General features: G+C 59.9%; 21 protein-coding genes, 1 tRNA gene and 1 pseudogene. 10 read left to right on the top strand and 13 right to left on the bottom strand.

Going from position 1 to position 22,799, the window contains the following annotated elements; genetic code table 11:
* Window positions 1-144 precede the first annotated feature (144 nt).
* The 6 genes from VIN96_RS12795 (at window position 145) to VIN96_RS12820 (ending at window position 5,159) form a co-directional block, all read left to right on the top strand.
* Complete coding sequence (locus VIN96_RS12795) at window positions 145-2,016, top strand: sensor histidine kinase (protein WP_331896621.1); 1,872 nt, start codon at window positions 145-147, stop codon at window positions 2,014-2,016.
* Entirely contained in the window at window positions 2,006-2,647 is a 642-nt protein-coding gene (locus tag VIN96_RS12800) for a response regulator transcription factor (RefSeq protein ID WP_331896622.1), read from the top strand. The genes VIN96_RS12795 and VIN96_RS12800 overlap by 11 nt, the downstream gene beginning before the upstream one ends.
* Before the next feature lie 141 nt (window positions 2,648-2,788).
* Window positions 2,789-3,247, top strand: coding sequence for a DsrE family protein (locus VIN96_RS12805; protein WP_331896623.1), 459 nt, complete (start codon window positions 2,789-2,791; stop codon window positions 3,245-3,247).
* A 121-nt stretch (window positions 3,248-3,368) separates the two neighbouring features.
* A complete protein-coding gene (gene soxY, locus VIN96_RS12810; protein WP_331896624.1) occupies window positions 3,369-3,833 on the top strand; it encodes a thiosulfate oxidation carrier protein SoxY in 465 nt (154 codons plus the stop codon).
* A gap of 11 nt (window positions 3,834-3,844) precedes the next feature.
* Complete coding sequence (gene soxZ, locus VIN96_RS12815) at window positions 3,845-4,183, top strand: thiosulfate oxidation carrier complex protein SoxZ (RefSeq protein ID WP_331896625.1); 339 nt, start codon at window positions 3,845-3,847, stop codon at window positions 4,181-4,183.
* A 103-nt stretch (window positions 4,184-4,286) separates the two neighbouring features.
* Window positions 4,287-5,159: an NAD(P)-dependent oxidoreductase gene (locus tag VIN96_RS12820; RefSeq protein WP_331896626.1), complete on the top strand. Its 873-nt coding sequence runs from the start codon at window positions 4,287-4,289 to the stop codon at window positions 5,157-5,159.
* Between the two features lie 16 nt (window positions 5,160-5,175).
* Here VIN96_RS12820 and VIN96_RS12825 read toward each other — a convergent pair.
* The 7 genes and pseudogenes from VIN96_RS12825 to VIN96_RS12850 all read right to left on the bottom strand — a co-directional run bounded on the left by VIN96_RS12825 (window position 5,176) and on the right by VIN96_RS12850 (window position 10,265).
* Window positions 5,176-5,262, bottom strand: a tRNA-Leu gene (locus VIN96_RS12825).
* A gap of 138 nt (window positions 5,263-5,400) precedes the next feature.
* Window positions 5,401-6,300: an NAD-dependent epimerase/dehydratase family protein gene (locus VIN96_RS12830; protein WP_331896627.1), complete on the bottom strand. Its 900-nt coding sequence runs from the start codon at window positions 6,298-6,300 to the stop codon at window positions 5,401-5,403.
* An 81-nt stretch (window positions 6,301-6,381) separates the two neighbouring features.
* Entirely contained in the window at window positions 6,382-7,164 is a 783-nt protein-coding gene (locus tag VIN96_RS12835; RefSeq protein ID WP_331896628.1) for a competence/damage-inducible protein A, read from the bottom strand.
* Between the two features lie 17 nt (window positions 7,165-7,181).
* Entirely contained in the window at window positions 7,182-7,625 is a 444-nt protein-coding gene (locus VIN96_RS16700; protein ID WP_414675619.1) for a (deoxy)nucleoside triphosphate pyrophosphohydrolase, read from the bottom strand.
* A 66-nt stretch (window positions 7,626-7,691) separates the two neighbouring features.
* A pseudogene (locus VIN96_RS16705) lies at window positions 7,692-8,162 on the bottom strand (GNAT family N-acetyltransferase); the annotation flags it as partial.
* Between the two features lie 16 nt (window positions 8,163-8,178).
* Window positions 8,179-9,411 carry a bifunctional glutamate N-acetyltransferase/amino-acid acetyltransferase ArgJ gene (gene argJ / locus VIN96_RS12845; RefSeq protein ID WP_331896630.1) on the bottom strand — a complete coding sequence of 411 codons (1,233 nt, stop codon included), beginning with the start codon at window positions 9,409-9,411 and terminating at the stop codon, window positions 8,179-8,181.
* A 14-nt stretch (window positions 9,412-9,425) separates the two neighbouring features.
* A complete protein-coding gene (locus VIN96_RS12850; RefSeq protein ID WP_331896631.1) occupies window positions 9,426-10,265 on the bottom strand; it encodes a peptidylprolyl isomerase in 840 nt (279 codons plus the stop codon).
* Window positions 10,266-10,453: 188 nt separating this feature from the next.
* Between VIN96_RS12850 and VIN96_RS12855 the strand changes: the two genes are divergently transcribed.
* Window positions 10,454-11,491: a lipid A deacylase LpxR family protein gene (locus tag VIN96_RS12855; protein ID WP_331896632.1), complete on the top strand. Its 1,038-nt coding sequence runs from the start codon at window positions 10,454-10,456 to the stop codon at window positions 11,489-11,491.
* A 4-nt stretch (window positions 11,492-11,495) separates the two neighbouring features.
* On the opposite strand, the gene VIN96_RS12860 is transcribed toward VIN96_RS12855, so the two are convergent.
* The gene (locus VIN96_RS12860) at window positions 11,496-12,503 is read right to left on the bottom strand and encodes a response regulator (RefSeq protein WP_331896633.1); all 1,008 of its coding nucleotides are present in this window, start codon (window positions 12,501-12,503) and stop codon (window positions 11,496-11,498) included.
* 486 nt (window positions 12,504-12,989) lie between these two features.
* Between VIN96_RS12860 and secA the strand changes: the two genes are divergently transcribed.
* The gene (secA, locus tag VIN96_RS12865) at window positions 12,990-15,683 is read left to right on the top strand and encodes a preprotein translocase subunit SecA (protein WP_331896634.1); all 2,694 of its coding nucleotides are present in this window, start codon (window positions 12,990-12,992) and stop codon (window positions 15,681-15,683) included.
* Between the two features lie 54 nt (window positions 15,684-15,737).
* Here the strand turns inward: secA and VIN96_RS12870 are convergent, their stop codons facing one another.
* The 5 genes from VIN96_RS12870 to VIN96_RS12890 all read right to left on the bottom strand — a co-directional run bounded on the left by VIN96_RS12870 (window position 15,738) and on the right by VIN96_RS12890 (window position 20,900).
* On the bottom strand, window positions 15,738-16,691 hold the full coding sequence (locus tag VIN96_RS12870; RefSeq protein WP_331896635.1) for an acetyl-CoA carboxylase carboxyltransferase subunit alpha: 954 nt from the start codon (window positions 16,689-16,691) through the stop codon (window positions 15,738-15,740).
* Window positions 16,692-16,788: 97 nt separating this feature from the next.
* Entirely contained in the window at window positions 16,789-17,769 is a 981-nt protein-coding gene (locus VIN96_RS12875) for a CoA ester lyase (RefSeq protein ID WP_331896636.1), read from the bottom strand.
* Between the two features lie 127 nt (window positions 17,770-17,896).
* Complete coding sequence (locus tag VIN96_RS12880) at window positions 17,897-18,862, bottom strand: site-specific tyrosine recombinase XerD (protein ID WP_331896637.1); 966 nt, start codon at window positions 18,860-18,862, stop codon at window positions 17,897-17,899.
* Between the two features lie 18 nt (window positions 18,863-18,880).
* Window positions 18,881-20,779: a hypothetical protein gene (locus tag VIN96_RS12885; protein ID WP_331896638.1), complete on the bottom strand. Its 1,899-nt coding sequence runs from the start codon at window positions 20,777-20,779 to the stop codon at window positions 18,881-18,883.
* A complete protein-coding gene (locus tag VIN96_RS12890; protein ID WP_331896639.1) occupies window positions 20,760-20,900 on the bottom strand; it encodes a hypothetical protein in 141 nt (46 codons plus the stop codon). Before VIN96_RS12890 ends, VIN96_RS12885 begins: the two co-directional genes overlap by 20 nt.
* Window positions 20,901-21,106: 206 nt before the next feature.
* Here VIN96_RS12890 and VIN96_RS12895 point away from each other — a divergent pair, with 206 nt between their 5' ends.
* The gene (locus VIN96_RS12895; protein WP_331896975.1) at window positions 21,107-21,637 is read left to right on the top strand and encodes a shikimate kinase; all 531 of its coding nucleotides are present in this window, start codon (window positions 21,107-21,109) and stop codon (window positions 21,635-21,637) included.
* Window positions 21,634-22,785 carry a 3-dehydroquinate synthase gene (gene aroB, locus VIN96_RS12900; protein ID WP_331896640.1) on the top strand — a complete coding sequence of 384 codons (1,152 nt, stop codon included), beginning with the start codon at window positions 21,634-21,636 and terminating at the stop codon, window positions 22,783-22,785. Before VIN96_RS12895 ends, aroB begins: the two co-directional genes overlap by 4 nt.
* The last annotated feature ends 14 nt before the right edge of the window (window positions 22,786-22,799 follow it).

A 22,799-nucleotide genomic window follows, 5' to 3' on the forward strand; every position in this document is an offset into this window, starting at 1 on the left:
CTGTCCGTTATTGAAACTCGGTTTGATATAGTCGTGTTTTTCGCGTGCGCCATCCTCGCCATAGGCAAAGTGCGCAACTTGAAATATCGTAGGCTTTCCCGAGACAGGGAAACACCAGGGCAGCACCAGGGGGAGCACACGTCCGTGACATCGGGTTTCAAACGTTTTTGCATCGCGACCGCTAGTTTTGCGTTCGTCGCCATGATGTCCGTGAATCTGTGCTGGGCCCAGACCCTCGCCAAGGTCGATGTCAAAATTGCGGTTCTGGCCTTTCGCGGCAAAGCCGAAGCGATGCAGCAGTGGCAGCCGACCGCCGACTATTTATCCGATCATGTCTCGGGGCGAGTATTCAGCATCGTGCCTTTGACCCTGACCGAAATGCAACGCGCGGTCGAAACCGAAGCCGTCGATTTTATTTTGACCAATCCAGGCAACTATGTCGCGCACGAAGCCGCACACGGCGTCGCCCGCATCGCCACCATCCGCCCGAACACCCACCAAAAAACGGATTCCTTGGGCGCCACGATCTTCACCCGCAATGTCGACAACGGCATCGAGACGCTGCGCGATTTGAAGGGCAAGCGGTTCATGGCCATCCGTGAAAACGCCTTTGGCGGATTTCAGATGGCATGGCGTGAAATGCAGGCCGAGGGCATCAACCCGTTCAAAGACCTCGCCGACTTGATTTTTGTCGGCTTTCCCCAAGACAAGGTGGTCGACGGCGTGCTGGCCGGGGACGCGGATGCGGGCACCGTGCGCGCCGGGGTTTTGGAAAACCTCGCCGAGAACGGCAAAGTCAAACTTTCGAGCCTGCGCATCCTCAACCCCCAAGACATTCACGGCTTTCCGTTTGCCCTGAGCACCCGGCTCTATCCCGAATGGCCGTTTGCAAAGCTCAAAAACACCCCGGAAATGCTGTCCCAGCAGGTGGTCATCGCGCTGTTGGGCATGCCCATCGACCACCCCGCGGCGGTCGCCGGGAATTACGCCGGCTGGACCGTGCCGTTGGACTATCAGCCCGTGCACGAACTGTTCAAGGAACTGCACATCGGCCCTTACGATCTGCCGGTGGAAATCAAGTTGTCGGATCTGATCGAACAGTATTGGCAATGGGGCGTGTTCGCAGGCGTGCTGATGGGCATTGCGATCTTGTGGGTGGTGCGGGTCGAGCATCTTGTCGCCAAGCGCACGGCCGAACTGTCGCAGGCCAACGCTGAACTGGAAACGCAGATTTTTGAACGCAAACGCGCTGAAGATACCGCCCGAAACCGCCAGAACGAATTGGCCCATGTGTCGCGCGTCAACACCATGGGCGAACTGACCGCCAGCTTGGCGCACGAAATCAACCAGCCGCTTTCCGCAATCGCCAATTACGCCACCGGCAGCGTGCGCCGTTTGAAGCTCGACACCATATCGCCCGACGATCTGTATGAAGTCCTGTCCACCATCGCCACCGAGGCCGAGCGCGCCGCGCAGGTGATCCGCCGGGTGCGCGCCTTCGTGCGCAAGGGCGAACTGTCTTTGGAAACTCTGGACGTCAATGCCATCGCGCGGGAGGCCATCGAAATCACGAACGCCGAGGCCGAACGCCAACACATCGGCCTGAGCGGCGATTTTACCGAGCCCTTGGCCCCGGTGCTTGTCGACAAGGTCCAGATCGAACAGGTGATGCTGAATCTGATCGGCAACGCCATGGACGCACTCGGCGCCGTCAGCAAAGACCCCAAAACCATTGTCGTCGCCACCCGTCCCGGCGATCCGGGCGAGGTCATTTGCGAGGTGCGCGACAACGGTGCCGGCCTGTCGGAAACCGCCCGCGATCTACTGTTCGAACCCTTTTATTCGACCAAACCCAACGGCATGGGCATGGGGTTGTCGATCAGCCGATCCATCGTCGAAGCCAGCGGCGGACGCTTGTGGGTGGAGGTTGACGAAAGCGGCGCGACCGTATTCAAATTCAGTCTGCCGAGCGCACCGCAACGCACCAACAAGGCGGAAAACCATCATGCCGCGTAAGAACAGCCCATTGCCATCCTCGACGATGGCCGACAAAACGATCTTCGTCGTCGATGACGACAAGGCCGCCCGCGATTCGTTGAGCTGGTTGATCTCGTCGGTGGGGTTGCACGTCGAAACCTTCGATTCCGCACAAGCGTTTCTCGATGCCTATGACCCATCGCGTCCCGGATGCTTGTTGGTGGATGTGCGCATGCCGGGGATGAGCGGACTCGAACTGCAGAAGCGCCTCGCCGAAAATCCTCACTGCCTGCCGGTCATCGTCGTGACCGGACACGGCGACGTGCAAATGGCGGTGCGCGCGATGAAGGACGGTGCGTTCGACTTCATCGAAAAACCCTACAACGACCAAATATTGCTCGATCTGGTGCAAAACGCCGTGCGAGAATGCGAACGCCGCCGCACCCAAGTCACCAGCCACCTGGAAATCCAAGAGCTGATCGACACCCTGACGCCGCGCGAGCGCCAAGTGATGGACATGATCGTCGAAGGCAACACCAACAAGCAGATCGCCTTTGCGCTCGACATCAGCGACAAAACAGTTGAAGCGCACCGTGCCAAGGTGATGGAAAAGCTCCAGGCGGCTTCGCTCGCCGACCTGATCCGCAAATCTCTCAGCGCATCGGCATGACGCCCCTCCCCTTATGCTTATAAGGGTTATCCCGAATACAGCTTATGGCCGCAGTGATGTAAGAATCAGGGACCGGGCCGGAGCACAAAAAATCAAAAACGCCTCCGCCCACATTGAAAAGCCAAATCATGGGAGGGCTCAATGCGTTTACTCGGATTCATCTGTTCGTCGATCGTCGCTGTCGCGTTGTTGGTCGGAAACGTCACCAACGCCGACGCGTCGGAACGTTACGGCAAACAAAAAGTCGTCTATCACATCAACACGCCGGGTGGCGAAGGCGACAAGGTCTACTTGGGCGCCATGCGCAACATTCAAAACCACATCAATGCCGTCGGCGCCGAAAATCTCGACCTCAAGGTCGTGATCCACGGCAACGGCATCGGCCTCTTGCAGTCGGCCAAGGCCGCCGGCAACGTGCAAACCGCCGTCGCCAACCTGCGTTCGCAAAGCGTCGGCTTCGAAGTCTGCGCCAACACGTTGAAAGGCAAGAACATCGCCCTTGACCAGCTTTACGAAGTGTTCAACGAAGACGTGGTGCCGTCCGGCGTGGCCGAGCTCGCTCGCCTGCAGCAGATGGGCTACACCTACATCAAACCTTGATTTGCACCCCCGCGTCTTTCGTCTGAGAGACGCAAGAGACCAGCTCCGCTGTCAGTTTCCCCACTCGTATGGTGGGGCTGGTCCTCTCCTCGGTGCAGTGTTTTGAGACGGAACGATTTTCATGAAAACCAACACCCATGTGCGGCGGCGCGATGTTCTCACGATCACCGGCGCCGGGGCCTGCGCACTTGCCCTCGCCCCCCTCGCCGCCCACGCCACGCCGCAAAGCGTGCAAGCTGAAATCGATAAGGTCTCGGCCGGCAAAGCCCCCAAGGACGATGCCCGCGTGATGCTGACCTTGCCCGAAATCGCCGAAAATGGCGGCACCGTACCGCTGACGGTGAACGTCGAAAGCCCGATGACGGACGCGGATCACATCAAGGCCGTGCACATCTATGCCGACGGCAACCCGCTTCCCGACGTGGCCAGCTATTTCGTCGGTCCGTCCAACGGCAAGGCCGAATTGTCCATGCGCATCCGCCTGTCGACCTCGCAAAATGTGGTGGCCGTGGCCGAAACCAGCACCGGCGAGGTGTTGGTGGGGCGCAAACACGTGAAAGTAACCCTCGGCGGTTGCGGAGGCTAAGAGAGGCGATCATGGCGACGAAAGACATCAAACCCCGCATCCGGGTGCCGAAAAAACTCACCAAAGGCGAACTGTTCGAGGTCAAGACCCTGATCTCACACCGCATGGAAACGGGCTTGCGCAAGGACAAGGAAACCGGCGCAACCATTCCCCGTGACATCGTGCGCGGCCTGACCGTGACCTACAATGGCCGCGAGGTGCTGAAATCCGTATGGCACACCGCCATGTCGGCCAATCCCTACACCTCGTTCTACGTGCGCGCCGAAGACAGCGGCCCGATGGTGTTCACCTGGATCGACGAAGCCAACCAAGTCTACACCAAGGAAGTGGCGATCAACGTCGCGGGCTGATTCCGGCCACCCGTTTTGCATGACATCATAATGTCATTTGTGTCGCTTCGGTGACGGGGCTATTTTCGTGGCCTCCATCCCACCGAAGAGCGCGCATCAGATCATGACGAAAATCGCATTCCTCGGCCTTGGCCATATGGGCCAGGGTATGGCTTTGAATTTGCTCAAAGCCGGCTTCGATCTCACCGTTTGGAACCGCACGGCAGACAAGACGGGCGCGCTCGTCGATGCCGGCGCGCGCGCCGCCCCCACCCCGGCCCTGGCCGTTGCGGGGGCCGAGGTCATCGTCACCATTCTCGGCGACGATCGCTCATCGGAACAAGTCTGGCTGGGCGAGGACGGCATCTTGTCCGGCGACATGGCGCCGGGGGCCATCGCGGTGGAAAGCACCACCGTGTCGCGCGATTGGATGATTGCGTTGGGCGACCTCTGCCAGGATGCGGGCTTGCGGTTTTTGGATTGCCCCGTCACCGGCGGCCCGCCGGGTGCGAACGCCGGCACCCTGACCATGTTGGTCGGCGGCGAGGCGGCGACATTGACCGAGGCAACCCCGGTTCTTGAAGCTTATGCCAATCGCATTTATCACTTCGGTCCGGTGGGCGCGGGTACCGCTTACAAACTGATCGTCAACACCATCGGCGCGGTGCACGCCGCCGCTGTCGCCGAAGGCATTGCCGTCGCCCGTCAGGCTGGACTGCCGTTGGACATGGTCGCGGACGCGTTGGGCGCAGGTTCTGTCGCCAGCCCGGTGACCACCTACATCGCCCCGCGCATGGCCCAAGACGCCCATGACGAGGTCCGCTTCGCCGCCCGCTGGCGCAACAAGGACGCCCGCTACGGCATCGACATGGCCCACCGCCTCGGCTGCGCCACACCGGTGCTCGACGCCGCGAGCGCCCTGTTCAAACGTGCCGAAGACCAAGGCCTCGGCGACATGAACGAAAGCGTCATCGCACGCATGGTCAAAAGCACTTAAGCATAATTGAAAGAAATGGTGCGGGCGGCCGGACTTGAACCGGCAAGGCCTTGCGGCCGACAGATTTTAAGTCTGTTGTGTTTACCAATTTCACCACGCCCGCACAGGCCGGTTTGGATAAGCCACAAGAACCTATGCCGAGCGGCCCCGGCATGCAAGACGAACTGTCGCCAAAATGAGCAGATTCCCACCCAGCACAGTTTCGCTCTGTGTGGAGGCGTCATTGTGTCCGTTTCTCGTGTTAGGTTCGAGGTGGGTCCAATTGAAACGGCCGCGGAGCAAAACCAAAGTCGTCCCGGGCTTCGGCGTGATCGAATACCAGATCCGAGTTCATCCGCGTCGCCATGGCGGGCGACCAATGGCGATAGCGCGGGATGAGGTGTGCCAACATCACGCCGAGCCTAAACGCCCACAAAGGCACCGAAATAATCCGCGCGGGCTTGCCCATGGACGTAAACAGTCGTGCGACCATCTCGCGATATGTAAGGGTCTCCCCGCCGGACAGATTGTATGCCCGGTCCTTGATGGCGGTTGTCGACAACGCCGAAACGCATGCCGCGGCAACATCATCGGCGTGAATCGGTTGGCGTAAACCGCGTGCTTCCCCAAGCACTGGGAAAAAACCAAAACGGCGAATGAACCGCGTCATGACTGCGATATTCTTATCTTCCTCAAGACCGTAGATGAGAGTCGGGCGGAGCACGATCCATTCCACATCGCGCGCCCGCGCCCAATCCGCCACAAGCGCTTCCATATCCGCGAGGCGGCTCGCGGTTTCGCGCTCCTCATGATCGGCGGAGTCCGTTTTCGTGAAACGGCTGGTGGAAGAAAGTGCGACGATGCGCCGGGCGCCACGCGCTTCTAGCAGCGGCAAGTGCTCGGGCAATAGCCACAGCGACATCACGCAAATCCACAACTCAATGGTTTGAGATCGATGGGAATCCGAGCCGGACGTCGTGGTCCTCAACTCCTCGCCGGGCGCATCTAATCGCACCCACTCAACGCCATCAGTGCTCGGCACGTCGGCTTGACGCGAAAAGGCGCTCACGTTGTAGCCCATCTGCACGAGACGGGATGATACATGTCTGCCGACCAAGCTGGTCGCACCCAACACGCCGACCCGCGGCCTCTCTTCCACCATCCCTCGCAGCCTCCGTCTCGCCAGTATCCATGCATTCGTGCGCATATACATGAGTGCGCAAGCGGCAATCCGAAATCTGGGCTATTTCAGCTCTTCGCCTTCGGTTTCGCCGTCGATGGGTTCACCCCCTGCGGCGACGATCATCGCTTTGAGATCCGTGCACGCGGCGTTCACTTTGGCCGCGTCTTCGCCCCGGACCACCAAATTGGTGCCGAAGCCGCCGAATTTCAAAAACGGGTACGAGCCGATATCGACGTCCGCGTGCGCGGCCTGCACGGCGCGCAGCTGCTCGCCGATCATGCCTTCGGAAATGCCGATGGTCGACACGGTCTTGACCACCAGAACCTTGCCGCCCTTGAGTTCGCCTTTGACGCCGTCGAACATCGCCCGGGCGATCACCGGAACCCCGGCCATGACAAAGACGTTTTCGACGCGAAAGCCCGGCGCGACGGATACCGGGTTGTCGATCAGGTCCGCACCCTCGGGGGTCATCGCCATGCGCATGCGCGCCGCGTTGGCATTGTCGCCATAATGCGCCAGCAACCGCCGCTCCGCTTCGGGGTGGGTGCCGAAACCAAGCCCAAACGCTTTGGCCACAGACTGGGCGGTGATGTCGTCGTGGGTCGAGCCGATGCCGCCGGTGGTGAAAACATAAGTGTATTTGGCGCGACAATGGTTCACCGCATCGACGATTTCGGCTTCGATGTCGGGAATCACCCGGCATTCCGCCACCCGGATGCCGAGCTTCGTCAGTTCTCTGGCCAGGTAATTGATGTTGGCGTCCTGGGTGCGTCCGGACAACACCTCGTTGCCGATCACCAGGACGCAGGCCGTTACGGCTTCATGGGATGTCATGTCGTTCATGATGTGAATGTAGGCGCTCAGAGGTAATCCATCAACATCGCAACCAAAGGGATGTCGGCGGGCGGCATCGGCAATTGATTGAGACGCACCGGTTTGACCCATTTGAGCTGTTGGCCTTCCATCGGCGTGATCGTGCCTTTCCATGTGCGGCACAGATACAGCGGCATCATCAAATGAAAGCTTTCGTAAGCGTGACTGGCGAAGGTGAACGGCGCAAGACAGCTTTCCGAAATATCTATGCCCAATTCTTCCTTCAACTCGCGCACCAACGCCGTTTCCGGGGTTTCGTCGTCATGGACCTTGCCGCCGGGAAATTCCCACAGCCCCGCCATGGACTTGCCTGCGGGCCGTTGGGCCATCAGCACCCGTCCGTCGGTGTCGATCAACGCCACCGCCGTCACCAGCAGTTTCGGCTTGGCGGCTTCGCGGGCGAACCAATCGGTGGCGTTCAGTTCATAGATCCGTGCGGCGACTTCGGAACATCGCCCCGGCAAAGTGTTGTTGGTGTGCGTCTGGGTGAAACCGAGCTTTTCCAACACCCGCGCCGATGCGCCGTTGTCGGGGTGCACGGCGGCGGCGAGCGCCTTTTTACCCGCACGTTGAAACGCGAACCGCACCATCGCTTGAGCCGCTTCGGTGATGTAACCCTGGCCCCAATGCGCGATCCCCAAACAATAGCCGAAGACGTCGTCGCCGGTACCCATGTTGATTTCGATGGAACCGATCAAATCCCCTTCGATGCGCCGTTCGATGCCGAACACGTGGCGGCTGTTGGCGGTGCGGTCCAGCATCGCGCCTTCGATGAAGGCGTGGGCGTCCGACATAGCATAAGGATGCGGGATCAGTGCGGTGTAGCGTGCCACTTCCCACGCGCTGGCGAAATCGAACACCGCCTGAACGTCGTCTTCGCGCAAGCGGCGCAAGCGCAAGCGCGGGGTTTCGAGAACCCCTATATTCACGGCCTCGAATGCCGACATGCAGGCGTGTTCGCCAATCATCGCGCGCCCCTTGCGGTTACGACCGATAATCGGCGTTGATGTCGATGTAGCCGTGGGTCAGATCGCAGGTCCACACCGTGGCTGTGCCGCTGGCGATGCCGACTTCGACCTCGATGTCGATTTCCTGGCCCTTCATGTGCAGGGCAACCGGCGCTTCGTCGTAGCCTTCCACACGCATGCCGTCCTCGGTCACCTGCACGCCGCCGATACGAATGCCCATTTTGTCGCGATCCGCCGCTTCACCGGCCTTGCCCACCGCCATGACGATGCGGCCCCAGTTGGCGTCTTCGCCGGCGATGGCGGTCTTGACCAACGGTGAATTGGCGATCGACAAGCCAATGCGTTTGGCGGCCACGTCGTTTTCCGCGCCGGTGACGGTGATGGCGATGAACTTGGTCGCGCCTTCGCCGTCGCGCACCACTTGGTGGGCGAGATCGAGAGTCACTTCATCCAGCGCGCGCTTGAAATCGACCAATGCCGGATCGTCGATACCCGTGGGTGTTTTATTACCCGCGGCACCGGTGGCGAACAGCATCACCGTGTCGCTGGTGGAGGTGTCGCTGTCGACCGTGATGCAGTTGAACGAGGCATCGGCGGACGGCGTCAGCATGGCTTGCAACACGCCTGAGGGAATGGCCGCATCGGTGAAGATGTAGCCCAACATGGTCGCCATATCCGGCGCGATCATGCCCGATCCCTTGACGAACCCGTTGATGGTCACGTCCACGTCGCCGATCCGCGCACGGCGGGTCGCGCCCTTTGGATACGTATCGGTGGTCATGATGGCGCGCGCGGCCTGTTCCCAGTTGGCCGAACCCAGTGCATCCCTGAGCCCCGGCATTGCGCCGACGATCAGGTGATGGGGCAGTGGCTCGCCGATCACACCGGTGGAGGCGGAAAACACCTCGCTCATGTTACAACCCACCGCGTCGGCTACGGCACTCAAGATGTGGTCGACGGATTCCTCGCCGCGCCGTCCGGTAAACGCGTTGGAGTTGCCGGAATTGACCACCAGCGCGCGGGCGGTGCCGCCGGGCAGATATTCGCGGCACTTCAACACCGGCGCGGAAGCCGTTTTGGATTTGGTGAACACACCCGCAACCGTGGTGGCGGGGCTGAATTCCGCCAACATCAGGTCGGTACGGCCCTTGTATTTGACCCCCGCTTGGGCGGTGGCGAAACGCACTCCAGCGATGTCCGGCATGTCGGGAAAAGACGCGGGCGCCAGAGGAGATTTTTTCAATTCCATTTTCGAATATCCAGTTATTGCTGAAGAGCCTTCACAACATCTTCAAAGCTCTTTTTTTCGATCTTAGCTTCACTGCGCAGCTGTTCCATATATTTTTGGCCCAGCTCCGCCGACAGTTCATTGGCCAGGATTTCGCGCACGTCCTGGTAACTGGGAACGACGAACGGTCGTCGTTCTTCCACCAAGATCACATGCCAGCCGAATTTGGTTTTCACCGGCTCATGGGTGAATTCGCCGGTCGGTAGAGCCATGGCGGCATTTTCGAATTCCGCGACCATTTGTCCGGGCCCGAACCAGCCAAGGTCTCCACCACGGGTTTTGCTCGGCCCGGTGGAGTGTTCCGCCGCCAATTGGGCGAAGTTGTCACCGTCTTCCAACAAGCCAATCAGGGCTTTGGCGTGATCTTCGCTGGTCACAAGAATGTGACGGGCATGGATTTCCGATTGCGCCGCCGCTTTTTCGGCCACCTGCTCGTAACGCTGCTTGATCAGGTCGTCGGACAAATGTTGCTCGATGTGGCGCGCCAACAAAATACGTTCCAAAATCTGATCGGAGATGCGCGCCATGCGCAGGCGGTATTCCGGGGTTTCGTCGAAACCGAGCTTCACCGCTTTTTCCGACGCCAAACTGGAATTGATCAGTGATTCCATCAGCACCGGATAAACTTCGCGCAATGGTGCGCCTTGCAACTTGGTCGGCAACAGATTGCGGGCGTTTTCGACGTCGCTCAAACGCACCACCTTGCCGTTGACGCTGGCCACGACCGGATCGGTTTCGGCACCGTGAGCCGCCACCCCCGCCATCAAGGCAAGACCTGCAAACAGAGAAACAACCACGCCACGCTTCAAAAACATACCACTGAAATCCCTACACCACTGTCCTTGGCATTAAGCATATCATGCCGTTTCTCACAAGGGCTGTCGCGGTTCACCGTCACAAAGCGGCCTTGATTTTGGTGTTTTTTATCATGCTTTGGACATTTAAGTGCTTTATCATGGCGAAACTCAAAACGCTCCCCCATACGTTGAATGCAGTCTGACCTATGTTTTCGATCCGAAAATCTCATCTGGCTTTGTCAGCCGCCGCGCTGATCGCGTGCTTCACCAGCACCGCGCAAGCTGGCGACTTTCTATTTCAGTGGGATAACGACAAGGTCGCTGATACCGACCGCCACTACACCAACGGCATGCGCATCGGTTACGTCCCCACCAAGCCGGCAGAGATGCTCACCGATACGTCGGATTTCCTGATCAACACGTTCGGCGCAGGCGGCTTTCCCAATTACCCCCCCGGCAACCTGCGCATCGGCTGGGTTTTCGGTCAGGACATGTACACACCCGAAGACGTCGACGCGACGGTGCCCGACCCGCTTGACCGACCCTACGCCGGATGGACCTATATCGGCGCCACGGTGCAAAACGAAAGCGATACCGGGCTGACGTCGCTCAACCAGCAAGACACGCTGGAACTCGATCTTGGTATCGTCGGTCCGGAAGCCCGCGCCGGTGAAACGCAAAACCGTTTCCATAGGCTGATCAACGTGTCGGAATCGCGCGGTTGGGATTACCAAATTGGCACGGAACCCGGCGTGCTGCTCACCCGCACGGTCAAGTTTCGCACCGACACGTGGCGGCCTTTCGACACCGACCATTTCGGCTTTGACGCCATACCGCACGTCACGGCGCAACTCGGCAACATCCGCACCGGCGCTGCTGCGGGCACCACGGTGCGCTTCGGCGGAAATTTAGGCCAAGACTTCGGCCCCATTTACGGCACCTTCGCCGTGCCGCGCAAAACACCCGACCGTTTCACATGGTCGCTGTTCGCCGGCGCGGAAGCCCGCTTGGTCGCGCACGACATCTTTCTCGACGGCAACACCTTCAAGGACAGCCCCGACGTCAAACGCAATTGGTTCGTTTTGGAAAGCCGCGCCGGGGTCATGATGCATGTCCCCATGCCCGACGGCTGGGGCATCGACGGCGTGCGCTTGGACGTCAGCCATGTGCAGCGCACACGCGAATTCACCACCCAAGATAAAAGCGACCGCTACGGCAGCTTCAAACTGACGCTCAATTATTGAGCGCTCAGTTCACCATCACCGTCGCCAGATCTTTGGGTGCCAACGAAGTTGCGGCTAGGTCTTTAGGCTCTTCTTCCTTAAACACATTGATACCGCGCACACCCGATCGGCGATTGTATTCGGCGGCCGTGGCTTCGCGGTCCGGGTCGAAGGCGCGTTCGATGATTTCGGCCATGCGCCCCATCAAGTGCATGTCGTTTTCACACAGCCCTTCATTCAAGGCTTGTTCCGACATGCGGCACAACGTCAGCGCCATTTCCGTAACGTGGGCGAAACGCGTTCCTTTGATACGCCGGCAAAGATCCTGCGAAACATTGTGCAAACGCTTCAGGTTTTCCGGCCCATCGGGCAAAGCATCCGCTTGCAGCGCCGCGATTTCGGGCATCACATGATCCAAAAGCCAGCCGATCTGGTAGGCGTGGCGTTGGACTTTGTGTTCGTTGATGATGAGCTTGGCAGCCTCAACGCTGCGCTTGTTTCGGCTGTCGTTTTTGGAACCGCTCATACGCTGATGCAGCGGGTTGGGAACGTCGATTTGCGGAATTTGCATGGTGCCTTCGCGATGCGCGGCACGGCGGTCGGGCCCCACGTAATCCGTGGTCACCACGAAACGTTTGCGCGAATGGGTCAATTCCGCCACTTTTTCGGTTAAACCTTTGGCCGTGATCGGTTTCGCCAAGACTTGATCAGCCCCCGAATTGATGGCCGCCTGAACCACATCGCGACTGGGCTTGTTGATCAAGGTGATCACCACCAAAAACGGATTGTCCCCATGGCAGCCGTGGCGCAGTTCATAGACGAATTTGTTGAAGTCACCTTCGGGCAACGTCGTGTCGGCGATCAAAAGATCGGCCTCACCCGCTTTCACCGCCGTGACAATCTGAGACAAATTACCTGTGGCCTGCACATTTTTGAAACCAATGTCGTGCAAGCTGTCCTTCAAACCGGCGCGCAATTCACTATTTGGCTCGGCCAGCACGACACGGATGTTGTCGAAATGTGACATGGACATAATTCTGATCTCCAGACTGGAAGTTGCGTCCGCGACGTCTCCGCCACCTGTGCTTTCTTATGCGCTTCCCTCACTGTTCGGGCGTCGGGACAGCTGAGTTTCACCAAAATCATTTTCACCGTTACGAACGGCGGCGTCACCTCGAGCTTAAGGCACTGTTTTCATTGCGATTTAGCAACATACTCTTCAATTGTTGCAATCCCGGAACGATAAAGTCCTTTTTTTAGGGGCAGTTACCGGCCCCTTATTGATCGTATGATTTTCCGGCAATAGAAGATGTGAGTCAAGTTACGGCTTTATGGTAGAGAAAAATAATGATCGTTCGATAAACTTTTTTGGTCATATTCGGCTAAAAATCCGCTGTTGAGGCGGGCATGCGTTGACAGACGTCCCGGGCGTCTCTAATTCTTGGTCACCGCTGGGGGTATTTGGGGGAGACTTTGCCCCACCTCACATTCCAACCTTTGCCTAAAGGTATCCGCATCCATGCTCGGCGCGCTCGCCAAAAAGGTCTTCGGCTCCGCCAATGACCGCTATATCAAGGGTCTCAACAAGACGGTCGAAGCCATCAATGCTCTGGAGCCGACGCTCGAAGCGTTGAGCGAGGACGATCTCAAAGCCCGAACCCCGTGGTTGAAGGGCCGCTTGGCCGCAGGCGAGAGTCTCGACGACATTCTACCAGATGCCTTTGCCACCGTGCGCGAAGCCGCCAAGCGGGTCATGGGCCAGCGTCACTACGATGTGCAGCTTCTGGGTGGCTTGGTTCTGCACCGCGGGCAAATCGCGGAAATGAAAACCGGCGAAGGCAAAACCCTCACCGCAACGTTGGCGGTGTATCTCAACGCGCTCAGCGGCAAGGGCGTGCACGTGGTCACAGTCAACGACTATCTGGCCAAGCGCGATGCGGAGTGGATGGGTCACATCTACGGATACCTGGGCCTCAGCACCGGCTGCATCATTCACGGCCTGTCGGACATGGAGCGCAAGGCCGCTTACGCCAGCGACATCACCTACGGCACCAACAACGAGTTTGGCTTCGATTATCTGCGCGACAACATGAAGTTCACTTTGGACGAAATGGTCCAGCGCGACTTCAACTTCGCCATCGTCGACGAAGTCGACAGCATCCTCATCGACGAAGCCCGTACCCCGCTGATCATTTCCGGCCAGGCTGAAGATTCGTCGGAAATGTACAAAGCCATCGACAAGCTGATTCCCTTGCTGGTCGAGGCCGATTACGAAAAAGACGAAAAGTCCAAGGCCATCACCTTGACCGAAGACGGCAACGAACATGTCGAGCAGATCCTGCGCGACGCCGGCTTGCTAGAGCACGGCACCATGTACGATCTCGCCAACGTCCTCTTGGTCCAGCACGTGACCCAGGCGCTGCGCGCGCACAAGATGCATCTGCGCGACATCGACTACATCGTTCAAGACGACAAGGTCGTGCTGATCGACGAATTCACCGGCCGCATGATGGAAGGCCGACGGTATTCCGAAGGCCTGCACCAGGCCTTGGAAGCCAAGGAAGGCGTGACCATTCAGCACGAAAACCAGACGCTGGCTTCGATCACGTTCCAGAACTATTTCCGCATGTATCCGAAACTGGCCGGCATGACCGGCACGGCGATGACCGAAGCGGGCGAATTTTCCGAGATCTATAAGCTCGAAGTGGTCGAAATGCCGACCCACCGCCCGTGCATCCGCGATGACCAGAACGACGTGGTCTACCGCACCGCCAAGGAAAAATACGATGCCATCGTCGATTTGATCGAAGATTGTCAAAAACGCCAGCAGCCGGTTCTGGTCGGTACCGTGTCGATCGAAAAATCGGAATTTCTCTCCGACCTGCTCAAGAAAAAGGGCATCACGCACAACGTGCTCAACGCCCGTCACCACGAACAGGAAGCCTACATCGTCGCCGATGCGGGCCTGCCCGGCGCGGTGACCATCGCCACCAACATGGCCGGTCGTGGTACCGACATTCAGCTTGGCGGCAACCTGGAAATGCGCATCTTGCGTGAACTGGGCGAATTGACCGTCGGGCCGGAACACGAAACTGCGGTGGAAAAGATCAAAGCCGAAATCGCCGCCAACAAGAAAGTCGCTTTGGAAGCGGGCGGACTTTACATCGTCGGCACCGAACGCCACGAAAGCCGCCGCATCGACAACCAGTTGCGTGGCCGTACCGGCCGTCAAGGCGATCCCGGCGCATCAGCGTTCTTCCTGTCGTTGGAAGACGACCTGATGCGCATCTTCGGCTCCGAACGCATCGACGGCATGCTGGTCAAACTGGGTCTGGAAGAAGGCGAAGCCATCGTCCACCCTTGGATCAACAAGGCGTTGGAAAAGGCCCAACAGAAGGTCGAGGCGCGCAACTTCGAAATCCGCAAAAATCTGCTGAAATTCGATGACGTCATGAACGACCAGCGCAAGGTGATCTATGCCGAACGCAAGGAACTGATGGCCGCGACCGACGTCTCCAACGACATCGTCGGCATGCGCCACGACCTTATCAACACCTTGGTGGCGCGCACCATTCCCGAAAAGGCCTATGCCGAGGAATGGGATACCGACGTGCTGCACGAAGAAGTCCTGCGCATCTTCGGCCTCGACTTGCCCGTTGCCGACTGGGCCAAGGAAGAAGGCATCGCGGATCAGGAAATCCTTCATCGCATCACCGACGCGGCGGACCGCAAGATGGCCGAGAAAGCCGTTAAATACACCCCCGAAGTGATGCGCGACGTGGAAAAGAACCTGTATCTTTCGATCTTGGATCAGTTGTGGAAAGACCACCTGCTGACGCTCGATCATCTGCGCCAGGGCATCGGTCTGCGCGCCTATGCGCAAAAAGATCCGCTCAACGAATACAAGCGCGAAGCGTTCGGTCTGTTTGAAGAGCTGCTGACCAACATCGGCGAGCGCGTGACGCTGATCCTCGCCCATGTTGAGCTGCAAATGATGCCACCCGAAGGCCTTACGCCCCAAGGTCCCGCATCCATGCACGAAAGCCACGAAGACCCGGCGTTCGCGACAGAGGAAGCACAACTGTTGCGCGGCCAACCGGCGCCCGAACGCGACGCCAACGACCCCAGCACCTGGGGTCGGGTCGGGCGCAACGAGCCCTGCCCCTGCGGATCGGGTAAAAAGTTCAAGCAATGCCACGGTAAAGTGGGCTAACAAAAAAAGGCCTCTCGAACGAGAGGCCTTTTTCATTCACGGTGATGAGGTGAGTTAACCCAGCCCCACCTTGCCCATTTCGAGGAACTTCTCGCGGCGTTTGGCGCGCAGTTGGCCACCGTCGAGGGGGGCCATGGCTTCAAATTGGCGTTGAATTTCGTCCGCCACCGCGCCCATGGCGGCTTTGGGGTCGCGGTGCGCACCGCCCAGCGGTTCGGGCACCACGGCATCGATGGTGCGCAGTTCCAACAAATCTTGCGCGGTCAGCTTGAGCGCTTCGGCGGCGGCTTGGTTCATGGTGCCGTCGCGCCACAGGATCGAGGCACAGCCTTCGGGTGAAATTACCGAATAAATCGAGTGTTCCAGCATCAACACCGCATTGGCACTGGCGAGCGCGATCGCACCGCCGGAGCCACCTTCGCCGATTACGACGGAGACGAACGGTACGCGCAACTGGAAGCTGACTTCGATGGATTTGGCGATCGCTTCCGCCTGGCCACGTGCTTCGGCGTCGGCGCCGGGAAACGCGCCGGTGGTATCGACGAACGAAATCACCGGCAGCTTGAAATGATCGGCCATCAGCATCAGGCGCTGGGCCTTGCGATAGCCTTCGGGCTTGGCCATGCCGAAGTTATGACGAACCCGGCTTTCGGTGTCCTTGCCCTTTTCGATCCCCAGCACCATCACGGAACGCCCGCGGAAACGGCCCAGCCCGCCAACCACGGCGGCATCCTCGCCAAACAGGCGATCACCGGCCAAGGGTGTAAAGTCTTCGATCAAACCTTCGATGTAATCGAGCGCGTGGGGGCGGTCCGGATGACGCGCCACCAGGGCCTTTTGCCACGGCGAAAGTTTGGCATAGAGCTGAGAGAGCTGCTTTTCGACCTTGGTCTGAAGCTTGGCGACCTCTTCGGCGATATTGACCTCGGTCCCCGTCAGATGACGAAGTTCCTCGATCTTGCCTTCCAGCTCGGCGATGGGTTTTTCGAAATCGAGATAATGATGCATGGGCGCTTTCTAGCACGACATTTGGGGCGAAAGAAGGGCAAAAAACAACGGCGGCAGGATAGCCCACCGCCGTCATTAAAGCACTGAATGGGAAAATTTATCTCCCTTTAATCGCCGCAGCCGTTTTCACCATCACTTCCGCCTGCTTGATCGAGGCGATGTCAATCAAACGGCCATCCAGCGTCACCGCGCCCTTGCCTTCCTTTTGCGCCTGTTCCATGGCCGCCAAGATGGCGTTGGCCTTGGCGACTTCGGCCTCAGAAGGGCTGAACACGTCGTTGGCGGCGTCGACCTGGGTGGGGTGAATGGCCCATTTGCCTTCGCAGCCCAAAATCGCCGCGCGCATCGCCTGGGCGCGATAGCCATCCAGGTCCTTGATGTCGCCGAACGGCCCGTCGATCGGGCGCAAACCGTTGGCGCGCGCCGCGACCACCATGCGGGCGATGGCGTAATGCCACATGTCACCCCAATGAAAATCGCGCGTGCCGGCATCGTCGAGCGGATCGGTGAGCACCCCGTAGCCCGGATTCGGCCCGCCGATGGCGGTGGTGCGCGCCTTGGTCGAGGCAGCGTAATCGGCGACGCCGAAGTGCAGCGATTCGTTGCGTGGGCTGGCGGCGGCGATTTCGTGCACGTTCTGCATGCCCAGCGCGGTTTCGATGATCATCTCGAAGCCGATCTTGTTGGTGTAGCCCTTGGCCGCGCAAATCTGCGTCACCAGCATGTCGACGGCGTAGACGTCCGCGGCGGTGCCGACCTTGGGAATCATGATCAGATCGAGCTTGTCGCCGGCCTGTTCGACGATGTCCACCACGTCGCGGTACATATAATGGGTATCCAGGCCGTTGATGCGCACCGATACGGTCTTGCCCGACCAGTCGAGATCGTGAAGCGCGGCGATGATGTTTTTGCGCGCCTGCTCCTTATCGCTGGGCGCGACCGCGTCTTCGAGATCCAAGAACACCATGTCGGCCGTCCCGGACGCCGCTTTTTCCAAAAAACGGGTAGACGAACCGGGCACAGCCAGTTCGGAGCGGTTGAGGCGCGCCGGGGCCTGTTCGGGAACTGTGAAGCTCATAGGGAGGTCTCCGTAAACTTGATTTTTGTGTGAAGCCGCTTCCATTTAAGCGAACGCGAACGGAGAAATCACGCGATTTTTTGTGCAGGTGCGAAAAGAAACAATTTCGCCTTTGATATCAAAGGCCCTAAGCCAACGGATGGGCGCTGTTGACGAGTTGTTTGAGGCGTTCGTCGAGCACATGGGTGTAAATCTGGGTGGTCGAGATGTCGGCGTGGCCGAGCATCTGCTGCAACGCACGCAGATCCGCACCATGGGCCAGCAAATGACTGGCGAAGGAATGACGCAGCACGTGGGGCGACACCCGGGTGGGATCCAACGCCGCCTCGATGGCCAGTTCCTTGAGGATTTGCGCGAACCGCGCCCGGGTCAAATAACCTTGCCGGGCGCGCGATGGAAACAAGTACGGGCTGTCCTTACCGATCCGTCCCCCCTTGGCGCCCCCCCCCTTGGCGCCCTTGCCGTGGGGCAAATATCGGTCGCGCACCGCCAAATAAGCGGCGATGGCGTCGGTGGCCGGTTCGCTGAGCGGCACGATGCGTTCCTTGTCGCCCTTGCCGCGCACCATCAATATGCGCCCGTCGCGCGACACCGCCGTCAACGGCAGCCCCACCAGTTCCGAAACCCGCAACCCTGTGGCGTAGAGAATTTCCATCAGCGCCACCAGCCGCTTGCCGTCCGCACCGGGGTGATCGGCGGCGCACATCAGCAGACGGTCGACTTCGTCCTCGCTCAGATACTTGGGCAAGGCGCGGCCGATCTTGGGGCTGTCGATCACCGTGGTGGGATCGTCGTCGCGCAGGCGTTCTGCGTACAAAAAGCGGAAAAACTGGCGCAACGCCGACAGCCGCCGCGCCTGGGTGCGCGCCGACATGCCGGTGCCGTTGAGGTGTTTGAGATATTTTCGCAACAAATCCGCGCTGGCATGGGCCGGAACCATGCGCTGAGATTTGGCGAAACCGGAAAAATCGCCAAGATCGCGCTGGTAGCTTTCCAACGTGTTGCGCGCCGCGCCGCGTTCGGCGGCGAGCATTTCGAGAAACATCTCGACCTCGCGCGGCAACGGCTCGGTTATTTTGCGGCGACGTCCCATTTCGCCCGCCCCCTTGGCCTACAGCCCGGCGGCGACCACCGCCTCCAACGCCATGGCGCGCACCTCGCCCTCCAACCCGATGGTCCGCAAGGCGCGCAAGACATGGTGCAAAACGATCGGATCGGCGCGTGCCGGTCCACCATCGCCAAGCGCGACGAGGCTCAGCAGCACCGTTTCCCCCACCCGACCGCGGTGAGATGCGTTGTCCAACAAGAACCAGTGCGCCGGATAGGGCGCCAGCAACGCAGTGTGCGACGTTCCGGCGATCAGATCGGTCCAGATTTCATCGGGTACGAATTCGCCAAGCGCTTCCAACGTCGCCGCCAGCATCACGGCCTTGTCGCGTGCGCCGTCGCTGTCTTTGACCGCGATCCACCACGCGTGCAGATTTTCCATGGTCCACGCGGATGCCCCTTCAAAGCCGGACAACCGCGCCACTGGCATCAAGGACGCCAATTCCGCCGCCATCTTCGGCTCGCGGCTCGCAACATCCTTGAGCAGCTCAAACCACGGCCCAGCCTCGGCATGACGCCCGGTGATCAGAAAGGCGCGGATCGCTTCGGGCGCGAACCAAGCCAGTTCCGTACTGGATGGGATGCGGCTCAACTGCGGCAGAAAAGCCCGTGCGGTGGACGCGTAACGCCCACCTTGCCGCGCCAGCAACATCGCCCGGTGCAGGGCTTCGGCTTGGGCCGACGGCACCGTCTGCATCAACGTCGCACGGTACAACAGCGCCCGGCTCATCGGCCCGCTGCGCTGGGCCGCGTGGGTCAGCGGGTTTTTCAACTCGTCTTCGCTAAAGGAAATGCTGGCGTAAAGCTGACGCAACGCATCGACCGGCAAGGCGCCCGCGACTTCGGCGCGCTCGGCGGCTTCCAAGCGCAGTTCCGGCGCGGCGTTGGGGCTGATGGCGATGGCCCGCAACACGCCTGGCCGGTTGGATGCGATCACGTCGCTGGGCAGCGTTACCTTGGCGACCCGCGCCAACGCCAGATGCAACGGCGTCGGGTCCGACAGGCTGTCGATCACCGGGGCTTTGTACGCGGGATCGTTCTGGCGCGCCAATGCGTCCACCAACTGGAAAAACACCGGATCATCGACACCCAGTTCTTCCAACAAGGCGAGGCCAAGACGAGCCTTGGCGCTGTCGCCTTCCAGGGCCTGGCAAAAAATAAAGGCCTTTTGCCAATAGCTTGATTGTTGTTCTTGAATGTAGGCGTGCGCCAACTGGCACGCGCGCGCCACATCGCCGGTCAGAAAGCGGGTATCCACTTCTACGCGCAACAGGTCGGGATTGGTGGCCCGCCCGGGCACCGCGTTGAGCAGCGATTTCACGCCGACAAAATCGCCCATCGCCGACAACAACCCCGCCCGCAGGGAAATCAGCGCCCCCGTCACACCGCCTTCCGGCACCTCGGCACCGGTCAAAAGCAGACGTCGCATCAAATCGCGCACCGCCGGCGACGCCGTGGTCACGGGCACTTGCGGCAACAGGTGTTCGATCACCCCGTTCTGGGTGCCCGCCCACATCGCGGCGCCGAACCCGCCTTCGGCCGTGCTCAAAACGCCCGCAACATCGGGGTTGATGGTCCCCAGAGTCTCGGCCTCGACCTTACCGCCGATCACCGGCGCCGCGTCATCGCCGTACATCTGCACACCTTGCCCATCCACGGCACCATCGCCGGGTGCGGGTTGCTGTTGAACAGGCTGCGCATAAGTCGGCGGCGTATATGTCGAGCGCGGACGCGCCGGTTCATCTTCACCGGCCCCGGCGGGCGGCTCGAGACGGATGGGCGCGCTTAAATCCAATGGCTGCGGCGACGGTTCTTGGGCGAAGGCGATGGAGGGTACCGCAACGATCGCCAATGCCGCACTCAGCGAGGCCCGTGCAAGGCGCTTAGCGCGGGAAGCGTTCATCGGGAATCACCTTGTCAACGGTGCTCACCGGTGCGGGAATGTCCCAGGTGGACAGCATACCGGCACCACCGGCCAACACCACCACCAACAGCACGAGAATGATCACGGGCATTTTACGCATGGAAATCGATTTACCTTCAATTCACGGGCAATAAACGAGCTTGAATTTATCGCCGGGTTTTCTTGCGGTTCCAGGACTTTATGCTAGGTTCCGAGTGTGGCTAATTTTCGGCAGTGTATCGGCTTGCCACCCGGCTTTCTAGTGGGGTTTACCCCAAACCACGCCTAAGATAGCCTGCAAATGTTTAAGGAGAGGCAAACTTGACCATGGTGCCGCGTATAACACGCCCGGTCGTCCTCATCGGCTTGATGGGGGCGGGCAAAAGCACCGTCGGGCGGCGCTTGGCGAAGAAATTGGCGGTTCCGTTCGTCGATTCAGACGACGAAATCAAAAAGGCCGCGGGATGTTCGATTGAGGATATCTTCAAATTGTTCGGCGAAGAGGAGTTTCGCGCTGGCGAAAAGCGCGTTATGGAACGCTTGCTCGAAGAAGGCCCCATGGTCCTGGCCACGGGCGGCGGGGTTTTCATGAACCCCGAGGTACGCGCGCGGATTTTGCAAATGGGCACCGCCGTGTGGTTGAAAGCCGGCTTGGAAGCGCTGGCAGAACGGACATCGCGGCGTGGTGGTCGCCCGTTGCTGCAAACCAGCGATCCGAAGGCGACCTTGAAGAAACTCATAGACGAACGATACCCTGTGTACCGCGAAGCCCCCATCACCATCGACACCGACGACGAAACCCACGAAAGCGCCGTGGAATTGATCATCGAAGCCCTGAAGGATCGAACCGACATATGAGCACCACCCCAACATCGGCCTCAACGCCAGCTATTGAGACCTTGCGCGTCGAACTGGGTGAACGCAGCTACGACATCGTCGTCGGCGCGGGCCTCATCGCCCAAGCGGCGCGCTGGATCGTCCCGGTTCTCAAACGCCCCCGCGTCGTCGTCATCACCGATGCAAACGTCGCCCCGTTTTATCTCCCCCCCCTGCTCGCCTCGCTGCGCGATGCCGACGTGCAGTGCGACGCCATCACGCTGCCCGCGGGCGAGCAGACAAAGAGCTTCGCCCAATTCGAAAGCCTGTGCGAGAGCGTTTTGGAACTCAGGGTCGAACGTTCCACCACCCTGATCGCACTCGGCGGCGGCGTCATCGGCGATCTGGTCGGCTATGCGGCGGCCTCGATCCTGCGCGGCATGCCGTTCGTTCAAGTGCCGACGACACTGCTCAGCCAAGTCGACAGCTCGGTCGGCGGCAAAACCGGCATCAACACCCGCCACGGCAAAAATCTGGTGGGCGCGTTCTGCCAGCCCAAACTGGTTTTGGCCGACACCGCCGCCCTCAACTCCTTGGACCGCCGTCAACTGATGGCCGGTTACGCCGAAGTGGTGAAGTACGGGCTGATCGATGATCCCGATTTCTTCGAATGGCTGGAAGCGAACGCCCAAGCGCTGATCGACGGCGACATGGACAAACGCCGCCGCGCCATCCTCACCAGTTGTGCCGCCAAGGCCCGCGTGGTGGCCGAAGACGAACTGGAAAGCGGCAAGCGCGCCCTGTTGAATTTGGGCCACACGTTCGGCCATGCCCTTGAAGCCGAAACCGGTTACGGCGGCGCATTGCTGCACGGAGAAGCCGTTTCCATCGGCACGGCAATGGCGTTCGATCTGTCCCAACGTCTCGGCCTGTGTTCCGGTCAGGATCGCGGCCGCGTCACCGCCCATTTCAGCGCCGTCGGCCTGCCGATGGACCTCCGCGCGCTGGACACCGCAAAGTGGACCGCCGACATACTTTTGGATCACATGAGCCGCGACAAAAAAGTCGAAGACGGAAAGCTGACGTTCGTCTTGACCCGCGGCATTGGCGCCGCGTTCATCACCCGCGACATCGCGGCGAACGACGTGCGCGCGCTGCTTGATGACTGGCTTGCCAGCAATTCTCGATAAGGTGAAGTTGAGCG

The sequence above is a fragment of the Magnetovibrio sp. genome (genome assembly GCF_036568125.1).
GTDB lineage: Bacteria > Pseudomonadota > Alphaproteobacteria > Rhodospirillales > Magnetovibrionaceae > Magnetovibrio.